This window comes from Kitasatospora sp. NPDC048286 (assembly GCF_043201735.1).
Classification (GTDB): domain Bacteria; phylum Actinomycetota; class Actinomycetes; order Streptomycetales; family Streptomycetaceae; genus Kitasatospora.
Window position 1 is genome coordinate 545,206 of the sequence record NZ_JBICZE010000003.1, and the last position, 14,225, is coordinate 559,430.

A 14,225-nucleotide genomic window follows, 5' to 3' on the forward strand; every position below is an offset into this window, starting at 1 on the left:
GTCAGCTGCCCGTTCTGGCGCAGGCTGACCCGGCCCCAGATGGGTCAGCCGATCTCGGGGTGTGTGCCGAGTTCGGCGTTCGGCACTTCCAGGACGATGGCGAAGACGTTCTTGTCGGCGCCCCAGTCCACGCCGGTCCACTGGAACTTGGCGACGATGCCGTCGAGGTCGGCGAAGAACGGGTCGCTGCGGAACCCGGCGTAGAACGTGTACGGCCCGGAGTGCGCCGCGGTGGTCTCGGCGCCGAAGTTCACCGGCACGTCGATGAAGAGCTCCTGGCCGAGGGCCTCGTGGGAGCGGGCCTGCTCGTCCGTGGCCCGCAGGACGGTGACGCCCTGCCGGCCGTCCTCAGGCGGGGAGAAGACGAAACTGTACGCCACGTCGGAGCGGTGGTCGCCGTCGGTGTCGACGTTGACGCGGTAGACGGCGTCCGGGTGGAACGCTTGGCCGCCGGTGGGGGCGACCGGGTTGACGTTCAGGATCAGCACGGTCCGGTCGCCAGGCACGGTGAAGGCGAACAGGTCCGTCATGTCGAGGCGGGCGTCGTCCAGGGGGAGCGGAGGTTGGGGCCGCTGAGGTGATGAGACATGCCCACCAGCATGAGCAGCCCTGCCCCTTCGTGCCCGGCTGGCGGGCTCTTCGTGCCGCGGATTCACACCGATGCCGCCCCGCCGCGTCCGTCGGGCCGTGCTGGTGGAGCGGGTCACCGAGCGGGCTCCCCGCCACCGACGCTGACGGCCGCGCCTTGTTGCCGGCCCGCTGTCCATCGATTGTCTGCCGGGACGCCGGGCCCAGGCGCGACCCGGGGTGCCGCGGCCGTGTTGACCAGGGCGTTGACTGTGCGCCGACGAGGTCGTTGATCGCTCGTCTACCAGTCTCCCCGACTGTATGTCAGGTCCGGTCACGGGCTCGGCGGCTTCCGGGCGGGGCCGCCGGCAGACGACTCAGGAGGACTCGCATGTCCCGTATTCCCCTTCGCGTCCGCGCCGCGGCCGTCGCGGCCCTGGTGACGGCCGTCGCGCTGCCCTCGCGGGCACGGCCACCGCCTCGGCGGCGGTTCCCACCGGTGTCCAGAGCTCGCAGAGCTCGATCCTGGGCGCCGATTCGCCCACGACCTGGGCGGAGAAGAACGGCGGCTACATCCAGATCAACTGGACCCCGCCGAACAACGTCGGCAAGTACGACTGGATCGGCCTCTACAAGCGGGACCCGAACGCCATCGGCATCGACAGCTACGAGACCTGGCAGTGGGCCTACAACCACGGCACCTCGTACCTGACCAGCGTTCCGGCGGTCAGCGGCGACTACTGGACGGCCTACATCTCCTACGACTACGCCTCCGGCCAGTACCGGCTGATGTCCTCGCAGATGAACATCCTCGCCTGAGCGGTGGCCCTGCGCCGCTTTCCCTCAACATGTTCGGTCCGAAAGAAGGAGAAGACCATGAAGGTCTCCCGCCCAAGGCCGTCCAATGCTCCGGGTTGATTCCGAGGGCCACTCCAGAATTACTGTGACATTCCTGCCGCCCAGTCCTGCCCGAAGGGATTTTTGGCATGACAACCGTGCGCCGCACACTTGGCGTTCCGCCATTTTTCTGCCCTTTGCCCGACGCCGTGTACGACAAGCCGGAGGAAATAGATGCCGGCGCCGTCGCCTGGATGTTCCGGCAAGGGTTCCGCAAGGAGGGTGACTGGCTGCCGCGCATGAATGCGGGTTCGTACACCGCACACTGCATGCCGTACGTCCTCGACCGGTGCGCCGAGATCATCACCTATGTCATGTACTGGGGCGGCGCCTGGGACGACGACCTCGACGTGATCCCGGGGCTGGACCAGCCCGCACCGCTGACGGTCCACGTCAGCCGTCTCAAGCACATCCTCGCCTCGCCCAAGTCCGTCGTGCCGCCCGGAGACGCGTACCTCTCCTCTTTCCAGGACTTCTGGAACCACATCTCCACCGTGTCGACCCCGGGCCAGCTCGAGCACCTGCGCCAGGGTTTCTGCAGCTACTTCGACGGCGTGCTGTGGAAATGTGCGAACCAGAGCCTCGGTGAACTCCCCGAACTGGGCGACTACCTGATCATGCGTGGCAACGATGTGGCCGGCCCCTGGCTGACCGCACTCACTCCGATCGGCGGCGGCTACGAACTGACCGCAGCCGAACGCCTCGATCCCCGGGTGCGCGCCGCCTCCGAAGCCGTATCCGTCATCGTCGGTCTCGACAACGACCTGATCTCCATTCACCGGGAGAATCTCCAGGGCTTGTTCGACCAGAACGCCATCAGCATCATGGTGCGCGACCGGCAATGCACGCCCGAGGAAGCGGTCGCCGAGGTCCGCGCGCTGCGCGACCGAATCATGTCCCTTTATCTGAATCTGCGTGACCAGGTCTCCGCGACCGCCCGCCCGGAACTGAGGCGATACGTCCACGAGATCGGCTACTGGATTCGCGGGCACATCATCTGGGCGGACTTCACCACCCGTTACTGCGCGCCTGTCGACCCGGAGACCGGCGAAGAACAGGACTTCGGTGGCTACGGCCTGGTCTGGGCCGACGAGCCGGCTGACGCCAACCCTGCGCCCCTGCCGATTCCACAGATCGCCTGGTGGTGGGACCAGTTGGAGAAGTGACAGCGGCGACGCAAAGTCCGACAGGTCCACAAGTTCGCCACTAACCGCATGGAGGTTTGTTCCGTGACAGGCCAGGAAACCCGCAGTTACACGAAGGGCAGCGCACCGAATGCCCTGCCCGTGCTCGGGCACGCGAATCAGCTGCGCAGCGACCCGCTCACCTTCCTCCGATCACTGCCCGAGCAGGGCGATCTCGTGAAGATCATGGTGGGGCTGACCCCCATGTACATCGCGTGCCACCCTGATCTGGTCCACGAGATGCTGACCGACAAGGTCAAGGACTTCGTCAAGGGCGGTCCCGTGATGGACCGCGTGCGCACGGTCCTCGGAGACGGGCTGGTCACGGTCGACGGCCTCGTCCATCGCAAGCAGCGACGCCTGATCCAGCCGTCCTTCCACCCTGCGCGCATCGCCGAGTACGTCGGCATCATGCAGAAGCAGGCAGCCGTGTCGGCTCATGAATGGCCGGAAGGCAAGAACGTCGACCTCCTGATGCAGATGGGCAACCTCAGCGCCGACGTGGCGCTGAGCTGCCTCTTCTCCGAGCCCGGTGAGGGCGAGGTGCGCCGGGGCGGTCACCACGGTCTCCCGACGGCCCTGAACACCGTGATCGACGGCATGTTCTTCCGCATGCTCAACCCGCTGCCGGCGCTGTCCTTCCTGCCCACTCCCGGCAACCAGCGCTACAAGCGGGCGGAGGCGCAGCTGCACCAGGTGGTGAACGAGACCATCGACCGCTACCGCCGCTCGGGCGACGGCGGCGGTCTGTTGCGCACGATGATGACGGAGGTCGACGAGGAGGGGCACCGCTTCACCGACCAGGAGCTGCACGACCAGTCCATCACCCTGCTCCTCGGAGGCGCGGAGACCACCGCCGTCCTGATGTCGTGGATCTTCCACCTGCTGCACGAGAACCCGCAGGTCGCCGCCAAGTTGCACGCGGAGCTCGACGAGGTGCTGGCCGGCCGCCCGGTGACGGCCGAGGACCTGAAGAAGCTGCCGTACACCCGCAACGTCGTCGCCGAGGGTCTGCGCCTCTACCCGCCGGCCTGGCTGCTCAGCCGTCGTGCCGCTGTCGACACCACGCTCGGCGGGCTGCCCGTGCCGGCCGGCACCGAGCTGTCGTACAGCCCCTTCCTGCTGAACCGGGACGCCCGCTACTTCGACGCCCCCGACAGCTTCGAGCCGGACCGGTGGCTCACCATGTCGACCACTCCGCGCAAGGGCGCCTACCTGCCCTTCGGCGCCGGGAACCGCAAGTGCATCGGTGACGCGTTCGCCCTCACCGAGGCCCAGGTCATCGTGGCCACCGTGGCCCAGTACTGGAAGCTGGACCGCGCCCCGGGCACCCGCCCCACGCGCGCCCTCGTGCGGATGAGCCTGCGTCCCGACCAGCTCACGGTGGTGCCGACCCGTCGGCAGCTGGCACGCGAGCCGCAGTCCGCCGCGAGCTGAACCCGTTCCGTTCGACCGACAGGGGCCCGGCGGGTGCCGCACCGGGCCCACCCCTGCCCGGCATGCCCTCCACCATGTGAACCCGCATGTACGGAGGGCATGCCATCCGGCGCGGCCCGAACACCCACCGCTCGCCCCTCCCTCGGCGACCCGCACCTGCGGTGCGGCCCGGCGACTGCCGGGACCCTCCTTCGCCCGGCCGGAAAGTGATGCCTCTCGGCGCTTTCCCTCCCATGCCACGTCCTCGCGGACGCGGCCACATGGTCTTGACGAACAGGAGTAACGACATGAACCCGACCACCAGCCTTCGCGAGCCGGGAGCCGACGCCCTGGACTCGGTTCATCTGCGCGGCCTGATAGACGAGCGATTGAACGCCTTCCTCGACGCCAACTGCGACAGGCAACCCCACCTGGTCTCGCTCATCGAGCACCTGCGTGGCTTCCTGACCGCCGGCGGCAAGCGCATCCGGCCGCTCTTGTGCATGGTGGGCTGGCACGCGGCGGGCGGATACGGCGACACGGGGCCCGTCATCGGCGCGGCGGCCTCGCTCGAACTCTTCCACGCCTTCACCCTCATCCACGACGACGTGATGGACGCCTCCGACACCCGGCGTGGCCGTCCGACCCTCCACCGGACGCTGGAGACGGGTGCGGACGCCACGACCGCCGAGCGGTTCGGCACCAATAGCGCGATCCTGCTCGGCGACCTGGTCATGGTGTGGTCGGACGAGCTGCTGTACTCCAGCGGCATCGACCACGAGCGACTGGTCGCCGTCCGACCGCTGCTGGACGCCATGCGCACCGAGGTGATGATCGGTCAGTACCTGGACCTGCTGGCCACCGGGAAGCCCAACGAGGACGTCGAACGGTCGCTGGCCGTGATCCGCTACAAGACGGCGAAGTACACCGTGGAGCGGCCGCTGCACATCGGCGCGGTCCTTGCCGGAGCGGACCAGGCCCTGCTGGACGTCTTCACCGCCTACGCCCTTCCGATCGGCGAGGCCTTCCAATTGCGCGACGACCTCCTCGGCGTCTTCGGCGACCCGTCCAAGACCGGCAAGTCGGTCCTGGACGACCTGCGGGAGGGCAAGGCGACCGCTCTGATGGCACACGCCCTCCACGTCGCCGGCGCCGAGCAGGCGCGGGTGCTGAGGTCCCTGGTCGGCGACCCGGACCTGGACGAGGCAGGTGCCGAGACGGTTCGCGGGATCCTGCGGGCCACGGGCGCCGCCGACAAGGTAGAGCAGATGATCACCGATCGTGTGCAGCGTGCCCGGCGGGTCCTGGACGAGACCCCGTTCCCGGACGAGGTCAGGAAGACCCTCGAAATCTTCGTCACCACCACGACACTCCGGACCACCTGAGCACCACGTCGGCGCGGGTCGCCACCGTCCCGGCGCCGCCACACGCGTCGCTCGCCTCGCGAGCCCACCCTGTCCGGAACCCGCTGCCGGGGGCGACCGGGGGAGAACCGGCCCGGCACCCGCCAGGGACGCGGTTCCGCGAGCACGCACCGTCGGGTGCGGCTCGACGCCCTGGCCCGCCCTGCGCGATGACATCGCTCGCGCCGGCGGCCGCGACCGCCGGCCACGGTGGTCCGGGGGTGGCCCGGGCATGACGCGGCGCGCGGTCGAACGGGCTTACTTCATTCCTTCCTAGAAATCTGGATGACGCGATCTCAATGGAATTTCGACAAGGGGAGCTGAGCACGTCGACTCCACCGGCCTCGGCGGCAGGGACAGCGGACAGCCGCCGTGCTCGCTCGGTCGGCACCGGCCACGCCCATGCCAAGGCCATTTTGCTGGGGGAGCACGCGGTCGTCTACGGAGCCCCGGCGCTCGCCCTGCCCGTTCCGCAGCTGTCGATCACCGCCAGCGTCGGGTTCTCCACCCGCGGTGAAGAACCGGCAGGTGTGTCCTTCACGATGACCGGATCCGCCTGGAAGGAGGTCGGAACGCAGGCATCCGAGGGGCTGCGTCGGCTGACCACCGACTTCAGGGCATCCACGGGCATCGACGACGGCCGGCATCTCGATGTGATCATCGACGGTTCGATCCCGCTCGGCAGGGGGCTCGGCTCCAGCGCGGCCTGCGCCCGTGCCGTCGTCCTCGCCCTGGCCGACCTCTGCGGCCGCGAGGTCTCGCAGCGGACGGTGTTCGACCTGGTGCAGACCGCCGAGAACGTGGTGCATGGCAAGGCCAGCGGCGTCGACGCCATCACCGTCGGCGCGAGCGCGCCGTTGCTGTTCCACGCGGGCGAGGCCCGCACGCTGCTGGTGGGCTGCGACGCGCTGTTTGTCATCGCGGACAGCGGCACCGTCGGCAGCACCAAGGAAGCGGTCGACAAGCTGCGGGAGAGGTTCCGACTCCACGCCGGAGCACAGGAGCGGTTCGTCCGCCGGGCGTCGGAACTGACCAGCGAAGCCGTGACCACCCTCGCCGCCGGTCGGCCGGAGGAGCTCGGCTTCCTGCTGACGGAGTACCACGGAATGCTCCGCGAGGCCGGGCTGAGCACTGACCGGATCGAAGGGATGGTGAGTGCCGCGCTCGCCGCAGGAAGCCTCGGCGCCAAGATCACCGGGGGTGGACTGGGCGGCTGCGTCCTCGCTCTGACCCAGCCCGAGCAGGCGAGAGAGGTCACCCGGCGGCTGCACGAAGCGGGGGCCGTGCAGACGTGGATCGTCCCACTGAGGAGGCTCGTCACGCATGTCTGAGCAACAGATCACCGTGCGCCGCCCGCAGGACCGGCAGGGCGCGAACGGGGCCACCGCCGTCGCGCACCCGAACATCGCGCTGATCAAGTACTGGGGGAAGCGCGACGAGCGCCTCTTCCTGCCGTGGACCAGCAGTCTGTCGATGACTCTTGACATCTTCCCCACGACCACCCGGGTCCACCTCGACGCCGAGGCTTCGGGCGACGAAGTGACCTTCAACGGCGTACCCGCGGCGGGCGAGGAGCGGCGGCGCATCGCCGGGTTCCTCGACCTGGTGCGACGGCGGGCCGGGCTCACGCACCGGGCCGTCGTCGACACCCGCAACACCGTACCCACCGGGGCGGGCCTGGCGTCCTCCGCCAGCGGCTTCGCCGCGCTCGCCGTCGCCGCCGCCGCCGCGTACGGACTGGACCTCGACGGCACCGGTCTCTCCCGCCTGGCCCGCCGCGGTTCCGGCTCGGCCTCGCGGTCGATCTTCGGCGGCTTCGCCGTCTGGAACGCCGGCAACCCCACGGCGCCGCCCGCGGAGGCCGACCTCAGCTCCTACGCCGAGCCGGTACGGACGGGCGACCTCGACCCCGCACTGGTCATCGCGGTGGTCAACGCTGGCCCCAAGGAGGTGTCCAGCCGCGCGGCGATGCGCCGCACCGTCGAGACCTCGCCCCTGTTCGAGCCTTGGGCCGCGTCGAGCCGGGACGACTTGACCGAGATGAGGGCGGCGCTCCTGCGCGGCGACCTCGACGCGGTGGGTGAGATCGCTGAGCGCAACTCTCTCGGCATGCACGCGACCATGCTGGGCGCGCGCCCTGCGGTGCGCTACCTCGCGCCCGCCTCGCTCACCGTCCTCGACAGCGTGCTGGGGCTGCGGCGCGACGGCATACCGGCCTACGCGACCATGGACGCCGGACCGAACGTCAAGGTGCTCTGCCGTCGTACGGACGCCGACCGGGTCGGCGAGGCCGTGCGCGACGCTGCCGCGGGCGGCACCGTGCACATCGCCGGGCCCGGACAGGGCGCCCGCCTGGTGGACGCGGGCGGACGATGACCTCCGGGCGAACGGTCGTCCGCAGTGCGCCCGGCAAGCTGTTCGTCACGGGCGAGTACGCGGTGGTGGAGCCCGGTACCCCGGCCATCGTGGTGGCCGTGGACCGGGAGATCACCGCCACGGTGACCCTCTCCGAAACGGCCGACATCGTGATCTCCTCCGATCTCGTCCCCCGGGCGGTGAACTGGCGATGGCTCGACGGCCGGCTCCACGCTCCCGGCACGGAGAACGGGGAAGCCGACGGACACGGCGCGCGGGGCGCACTGACGCACGTGGTGGCAGCGGTCGAGACCGTGGGACGACTGCTGGCCGAACGCGGCCTGCCCATGCCCGGGCTGGACCTCTCGATCGGCAGCCGGCTGCATGACAACGGCCGCAAGTACGGCCTGGGGTCGAGCGGCGCGGTGACCGTGGCCACGATCGACGCCATCACGTCCCTGTGCGGACTGGACCTCTCACCCGACGCCCGGTACCGCCTGGCCGTGATCTCCTCGGTCGGGATCGACCCCGTGGGCTCCGGCGGTGACCTCGCCGCCAGTACCTGGGGCGGCTGGATCGCGTACCAGGCACCCGACCGGGCCTTCGTGCTCGACCTCACCCGCCGGCACGGCGTCGAGGAGGCGTTGCGCACGCCCTGGCCGGGCCACTCGGTCCGGAGGCTTCCGGCCCCGCGCGGCCTCGCCCTCGAAGTCGGCTGGACCGGCAACCCGGCCTCCACCGCCTCGCTCGTGTCCGGTCTGCACCGCCGGATCTGGCGCGGCACCGCGTCGCACCGCGCGTTCGTGGAGACCTCCACCGACTTCGTACGCGCCTCGATCACCGCTCTCGAGGCCGGCGACGACCAAAGCCTGCTGTACCAGATCCGCCGTGCCCGGCGGGAGTTGGCCCGCCTCGACGACGAAGTCGGGCTCGGCATCTTCACACCCGAGCTGACGGCCCTGTGCACGGTCGCCGAAACCGTCGGCGGTGCCGCCAAGCCGTCGGGCGCGGGCGGCGGCGACTGCGGCATCGCGCTGCTCGATGCCGAGGCCATGCACGACATCTCACATGTACGGCAGCGGTGGGCCGCGGCCGGGGTGCTGCCCCTGCCCGTCCGGCCCGCCCCGGAAGGGACCGAGAAATGAGCGCTCAGCGCAAGGACGACCACGTCCGGCTCGCCATCGAGCAGCAGGACACCCGCAGCGGGATCAACCAGTTCGACGAGGTGTCCTTCGTCCACCACGCCCTGGCCGGCATCGACCGGCCGCAGGTGTCCCTGGACACGACCTTCGCCGGGATCTCCTGGCAGGTGCCGCTCTACATCAACGCGATGACCGGCGGGACCGCCAAGACCGGCGTCATCAACCGGGGTCTGGCGATAGCGGCCCGCGAGACCGGGGTACCCATCGCGTCGGGCTCGGTGCACGCCTACTTGAAGGACCCGACGTGCGCCGACACCTTCCGCGTCCTGCGCCAGGAGAACCCCCACGGTTTTGTCATAGCAAATGTCAACGCGACGGCATCGGTCGACGACACCCGGCGTGCCCTCGATCTGCTGGAGGCCGACGCCCTGCAGATCCACGTCAACACGGCGCAGGAAACGGCCATGCCGGAAGGCGACCGGTCCTTCGGGTCCTGGGTCCCGCAGATCGAGAAGATCGCGGCGGCCGTTGACGTACCCGTGATCGTCAAGGAGGTCGGCAACGGCCTGAGCCGGGAAACCGTCCTGCTGCTGCGACAACTGGGGGTCCGCGCGGCGGACGTCGGCGGCCGGGGCGGCACCGACTTCGCCCGGATCGAGAACGGCCGGCGACCGCTCGGCGACTACGCGTTCCTCCACGACTGGGGCCAGTCCACCGCCGCCTGTCTCCTGGACGCTCAGAGCGCCGGTCTTCCCGTGCTCGCCTCCGGCGGCGTCCGCCATCCCCTCGACGTCGCCCGCGCCCTGGCCCTGGGCGCCTCCGGCGTCGGGGCCTCCGGAGTGTTCCTGCGCACCCTGCTCGACGGCGGTCCCGAGGCGCTGATCGAGCAGCTCACGAACTGGCTGGACCAGCTCGCGGCCCTCCAGACCATGCTCGGCGCGCGCACTCCCGCCGACCTCGCGAGCAACGACCTGATCATCCACGGCACCCTCCGTTCCTTCTGCGCCGACCGGGGCATCGACACGGGGCGACTCGCCCGGCGTTCCCGATCGGCCGACACCCTTCACAACGCGACAGGAAAAGCACAGTGACCGACACACACGCCATTGCCAGGGTCCCCATGAAGTGGGTCGGACCCCTTCGAGTCTCCGGGAACGTCGCCAACACCGAGACCCACGTTCCCCTCGCCACCTACGAGACACCGCTGTGGCCCTCCGTGGGCCGCGGCGCGAAGGTGTCCATGCTCACCGAGCAGGGCATCGTCGCCACCCTCGTTGACGAGCGCATGACCCGCTCGGTGCTCGTCGAGGCGACCGACGCCCAGACCGCGTACACGGCCGCCCGCGCCATCGAGGCGCAGATCGAGGAACTGCGCGCCGTGGTCCGCAGCTGTAGCCGGTTCGCCGAGCTGCTCACCGTCCGGCACGAGATCGCGGGCAACCTGCTGTTCATCCGGTTCGAGTTCAGCACCGGCGACGCCTCCGGCCACAACATGGCCACGCTCGCCTCCGACAATCTGCTGACGCACCTGCTGCGGACCATTCCGGGAATCTCCTACGGATCGATCTCCGGGAACTACTGCACGGACAAGAAGGCGACCGCGATCAACGGCATCCTCGGCCGCGGGAAGAACGTGGTCACGGAACTGCTCGTCCCGCGCGACGTGGTGGAAGGCGTCCTGCACACCACTGCCGCCAGGATCGTCCAGCTGAACATCCGCAAGAACCTGCTCGGGACCCTGCTGGCCGGCGGCATCCGCTCGGCCAACGCCCACTACGCCAACATGCTGCTCGGCTTCTACCTGGCCACCGGCCAGGACGCGGCCAACATCGTCGAGGGCTCCCAGGGCGTCACCCTGGCCGAGGACCGCGACGGCGACCTCTACTTCTCCTGCAATCTGCCCAACCTGATCGTCGGCACCGTGGGCAACGGCAAGGGCCTGGAGTTCGTGGAGACGAACCTGACCCGCCTCGGCTGCCGCGTGGACCGCGCCCCCGGCGAGAACGCGCGCCGGCTCGCCGTCATCGCGGCGGCGACGGTCCTCTGCGGCGAGCTCTCGCTGCTCGCGGCGCAGACCAACCCGGGTGAACTCATGCGTGCACACGTCGAACTGGAGCGCGACAACAAGACGGCAAAGGTCGGTGCCTGAACATGTCCAACGCCGCTTCCTTCGGAATCCACGATCTGTCCTTCGCGACGACCGAGTACGTCCTGTCGCACGCGGCACTCGCCGAGTACAACGGCACGGAGATCGGCAAGTACCACATAGGCATCGGCCAGCGGTCGATGAGCGTGTGCGCCGCGGACGAGGACATCGTGACCCTGGGGGCCGCCGCCGCGGCCCCGATCATCGCCCGGCACGGTTCCGAACGGATCCGGACGGTGGTCTTCGCGACGGAATCCTCGATCGACCAGGCGAAGTCCGCCGGCATCTACGTGCATTCACTGCTCGGCCTGCAATCGGCCTGCCGCGTCGTCGAACTGAAGCAGGCCTGCTACGGAGCCACGGCCGCCCTGCAATTCGCCATCGGACTCGTACGACGCGACCCCGACCAGCAGGTCCTGGTGATCGCGAGCGACGTCTCCAAGTACGAACTGGACAGCCCCGGCGAGGCGACCCAGGGTGCCGCCGCGGTGGCGATGCTGGTCAGCGCCGACCCCGCCCTGGTCTGCATCGAGAACGCCTCGGGCCTGTTCACCGCCGACGTGATGGACTTCTGGCGGCCGAACTACCGCACCACCGCCCTCGTCGACGGGCAGGAATCCGTCGAAGCGTACCTGCAGGCGGTCGCAGGCAGCTGGAAGGACTACGGCGAGCAGGGCGGGCGCACACTCGACGAGTTCGCCGCGTTCTGCTACCACCAGCCGTTCACAAAGATGGCCTACAAGGCACACCGCCACCTGCTCAACCACGCGGGCCACAGCGCCGACCAGGCCGACATCGAGCACGCCATCGGGCAGACCGTGGCCTACAACACCTCCATCGGCAACAGCTACACCGCCTCGGTGTACCTCGCTCTCGCCGCGCTGCTCGACCAGGCGGACGACCTGACCGACCGGCCCATCGGCTTCCTCAGCTACGGTTCCGGCAGCGTCGCCGAGTTCTTCGCGGGCACGGCCGTCCCCGGCTACCGCGAACACCTGCGGACCGCAGCGAACCTGGCGGCGATAGCCAGGCGCAAGCCGGTCGACCACGCCCGCTACCGCGAGCTGCACGAGTGGTCCTTCCCGGCCGACGGAGGAGACCACCCCACCCCGCAGCAGACCACCGGGCCCTTCCGGCTGGCCGGCGTCAGCGGTCACAAGCGCATCTACCAGGCGCGCTAGAACACCTGCGATCCCGAACACCTGCGGTCCCATGCGTGCGGGGGCAGCCTCCGCGGCTGCTCCCGCACGCGCCCGCCACGGCCGCAGGCCAGTTCTACACACACCGTTCTCCATCCATTTGAGGGGAGGGCAGCCGTATGACCGACGTCAGGATTCTCGGTACGGGTGCCTATGTGCCGGAGCGAATCGTGTCCAATGACGAGGCCGCGGCGGCGGCGGGGGTCGACGACGCGTGGATCACCGACAGGACCGGCATCCGGGAACGGCGATGGGCTGCCGACGGCCAGGCCACCTCGGACCTGGCCACCGCCGCGGGGCGTGCCGCGCTGCGGTCGGCCGGCATCTCCGCCGAGGAACTGTCCGTGATCGTGGTCGCCACGTCCACACCCGACCGGCCGCAACCGCCCACCGCCGCCTACGTCCAGCAGCGGCTCGGCGCGAGCGGCGCGGCCGCGTTCGACGTCAACGCGGTCTGCTCCGGCACGGTGTTCGCGCTCTCCGCGGCCGAGGGCGTACTCGCCCGCACCGGCGGCCATGCGCTGGTCATCGGTGCGGACCTGTACTCCCGCATCCTGAACCGGGCCGACCGCAGGACCGTGATCCTGTTCGGGGACGGCGCCGGAGCCGTGGTCCTGGGGGCGCCGGTCGACCACGGACCACGTGTCCGGCACCTCTCACTGCACTCGTTCGGCGAACTGTCGGGGCTCATCGAGGTGCCCGCCGGCGGCAGCCGCATGCCGGTGGACCAGACGGTCCTCGACGCAGGGCTCCAGTACTTCGCGATGGACGGGCGAGGCGTGCGGAACTTCGTCGGTGACCACCTGCCGCAGCTGGTCAAGGGATTCCTGCACGAATGCGGTGTCGCGCCCGACGACATCGACCACTTCGTACCGCACCAGGCCAACGGCACCATGCTGGACAGCGTCTTCGCCGACCTGGCACTGCCTCGCGCGACCATGCACCGCACCCTGACGCACTACGCCAACACGGGAGCCGCCTCCATCCCGATCACCCTGGACGCGGCCGCCCGCGCCGGCGCCTTCACCCCCGGCGACCTGATCCTCCTGGCCGGCTTCGGCGGCGGCATGTCGGCGGGATTCGCGCTGGTCGAGTGGTGAGAAGGTCCGGGCCGGTGGGGAAAGCGCCGTAGCCGAGGAACGGGCCGGCGGCCCCCACCGGCTCGGCGCGGAACGCCGAGCCGGCCCGTGTCGCGGGCCTCAGCTCCGTCCCTGGTGATCATCGACACCCAGTCCGTGCGCGTGGCAGCCGGGGTGCCGAAGGAGACCACGGGACTGGACGCGAACAGGAAGACGCCCGGCAGGAAGCGGGGACTCGCCGTTGACGTGCTGGGCCTGATCATCGGTGTGGTGATCCTCGCCGCGAGCGCGCACGACAACGAGGCCGGCATCGCCCTGCTGGACAACGCCGCCTCCCGCGTCTACTGGGCCTCCACCGCGGGCATGCTCCGCCGCCTCGCCACCCCCAGCCCCGCCTGGCGCGACGACTTGGGGCTGGCCGCGTGAACGTCACCGAACTCCTGCGGCTGTTGCAGGCCGAACACGACGAGACCGCCGCACGCGCCGACGGCCTGCGAGAGCAGATCGAGCAACTCACCCGTGCCCTGGCCGATATCGAGGCCCGCCTCGCCGAGATCGTCACCACCCGCAAGGTCATCGACGGCCTCGCCCTGCCCGACCACGCACAGGCCTGCGAGGAGCCCGCCACCGTCTATCAGCGCATCGTGACCGCCTTCAACGAGCACCCCCGGCGCGTCTTCCAGGTTCGGGACCTCCACGAACTCCTCGGGTTGCCCACCGACGAGCCCTCGATCAATGTCACCCGCTCCCGCCTGGGACGACTCGTTCGTCAGGGACTACTCGACCAACCCGGACGCGGCCGCTACCAGAAACGGACTTAACGTCCTCTTAGGAGCC

General features: G+C 69.8%; 13 protein-coding genes and 1 pseudogene. 13 read left to right on the forward strand and 1 reads right to left on the reverse strand.

The window, feature by feature from the left end; translation table 11 throughout:
* Positions 1-44 precede the first annotated feature (44 nt).
* On the reverse strand, positions 45-767 hold the full coding sequence (locus tag ACGF13_RS09680) for a DUF4331 family protein (RefSeq protein WP_392871095.1): 723 nt from the start codon (positions 765-767) through the stop codon (positions 45-47).
* 121 nt (positions 768-888) lie between these two features.
* On the opposite strand from ACGF13_RS09680, the gene ACGF13_RS09685 reads away from it, so the two are divergent.
* The 13 genes and pseudogenes from ACGF13_RS09685 to ACGF13_RS09745 all read left to right on the forward strand — a co-directional run bounded on the left by ACGF13_RS09685 (position 889) and on the right by ACGF13_RS09745 (position 14,209).
* Complete coding sequence (locus ACGF13_RS09685) at positions 889-1,386, forward strand: hypothetical protein (protein ID WP_392871097.1); 498 nt, start codon at positions 889-891, stop codon at positions 1,384-1,386.
* Between the two features lie 167 nt (positions 1,387-1,553).
* Positions 1,554-2,630 (forward strand): terpene synthase family protein, encoded by a 1,077-nt coding sequence (locus ACGF13_RS09690; RefSeq protein WP_380454473.1) that lies wholly within the window; start codon positions 1,554-1,556, stop codon positions 2,628-2,630.
* A gap of 63 nt (positions 2,631-2,693) precedes the next feature.
* Positions 2,694-4,085 carry a cytochrome P450 gene (locus ACGF13_RS09695; RefSeq protein ID WP_392871100.1) on the forward strand — a complete coding sequence of 464 codons (1,392 nt, stop codon included), beginning with the start codon at positions 2,694-2,696 and terminating at the stop codon, positions 4,083-4,085.
* Positions 4,086-4,372: 287 nt separating this feature from the next.
* Positions 4,373-5,449, forward strand: a complete 1,077-nt coding sequence (locus tag ACGF13_RS09700; protein WP_392871103.1) for a polyprenyl synthetase family protein — start codon at positions 4,373-4,375, stop codon at positions 5,447-5,449.
* Positions 5,450-5,766: 317 nt separating this feature from the next.
* On the forward strand, positions 5,767-6,798 hold the full coding sequence (gene mvk, locus ACGF13_RS09705; RefSeq protein ID WP_224279311.1) for a mevalonate kinase: 1,032 nt from the start codon (positions 5,767-5,769) through the stop codon (positions 6,796-6,798).
* Positions 6,791-7,843 carry a diphosphomevalonate decarboxylase gene (mvaD, locus tag ACGF13_RS09710; RefSeq protein ID WP_392871106.1) on the forward strand — a complete coding sequence of 351 codons (1,053 nt, stop codon included), beginning with the start codon at positions 6,791-6,793 and terminating at the stop codon, positions 7,841-7,843. Before mvk ends, mvaD begins: the two co-directional genes overlap by 8 nt.
* Positions 7,840-8,967: a phosphomevalonate kinase gene (locus tag ACGF13_RS09715; protein ID WP_392871109.1), complete on the forward strand. Its 1,128-nt coding sequence runs from the start codon at positions 7,840-7,842 to the stop codon at positions 8,965-8,967. The genes mvaD and ACGF13_RS09715 overlap by 4 nt, the downstream gene beginning before the upstream one ends.
* Complete coding sequence (fni, locus tag ACGF13_RS09720; protein WP_360348582.1) at positions 8,964-10,055, forward strand: type 2 isopentenyl-diphosphate Delta-isomerase; 1,092 nt, start codon at positions 8,964-8,966, stop codon at positions 10,053-10,055. The genes ACGF13_RS09715 and fni overlap by 4 nt, the downstream gene beginning before the upstream one ends.
* Positions 10,056-10,084: 29 nt before the next feature.
* Positions 10,085-11,113: a hydroxymethylglutaryl-CoA reductase gene (locus ACGF13_RS09725; protein WP_392871112.1), complete on the forward strand. Its 1,029-nt coding sequence runs from the start codon at positions 10,085-10,087 to the stop codon at positions 11,111-11,113.
* A 2-nt stretch (positions 11,114-11,115) separates the two neighbouring features.
* On the forward strand, positions 11,116-12,291 hold the full coding sequence (locus tag ACGF13_RS09730) for a hydroxymethylglutaryl-CoA synthase (protein ID WP_224279294.1): 1,176 nt from the start codon (positions 11,116-11,118) through the stop codon (positions 12,289-12,291).
* Between the two features lie 137 nt (positions 12,292-12,428).
* Positions 12,429-13,409, forward strand: a complete 981-nt coding sequence (locus ACGF13_RS09735) for a 3-oxoacyl-ACP synthase III family protein (RefSeq protein WP_224279292.1) — start codon at positions 12,429-12,431, stop codon at positions 13,407-13,409.
* A 93-nt stretch (positions 13,410-13,502) separates the two neighbouring features.
* Positions 13,503-13,814 (forward strand): annotated as a pseudogene (locus ACGF13_RS09740) (transposase); the annotation flags it as partial.
* The gene (locus ACGF13_RS09745) at positions 13,811-14,209 is read left to right on the forward strand and encodes a hypothetical protein (RefSeq protein WP_392871117.1); all 399 of its coding nucleotides are present in this window, start codon (positions 13,811-13,813) and stop codon (positions 14,207-14,209) included. The pseudogene ACGF13_RS09740 and the gene ACGF13_RS09745, both read left to right, overlap by 4 nt.
* Positions 14,210-14,225: the final 16 nt, after the last annotated feature.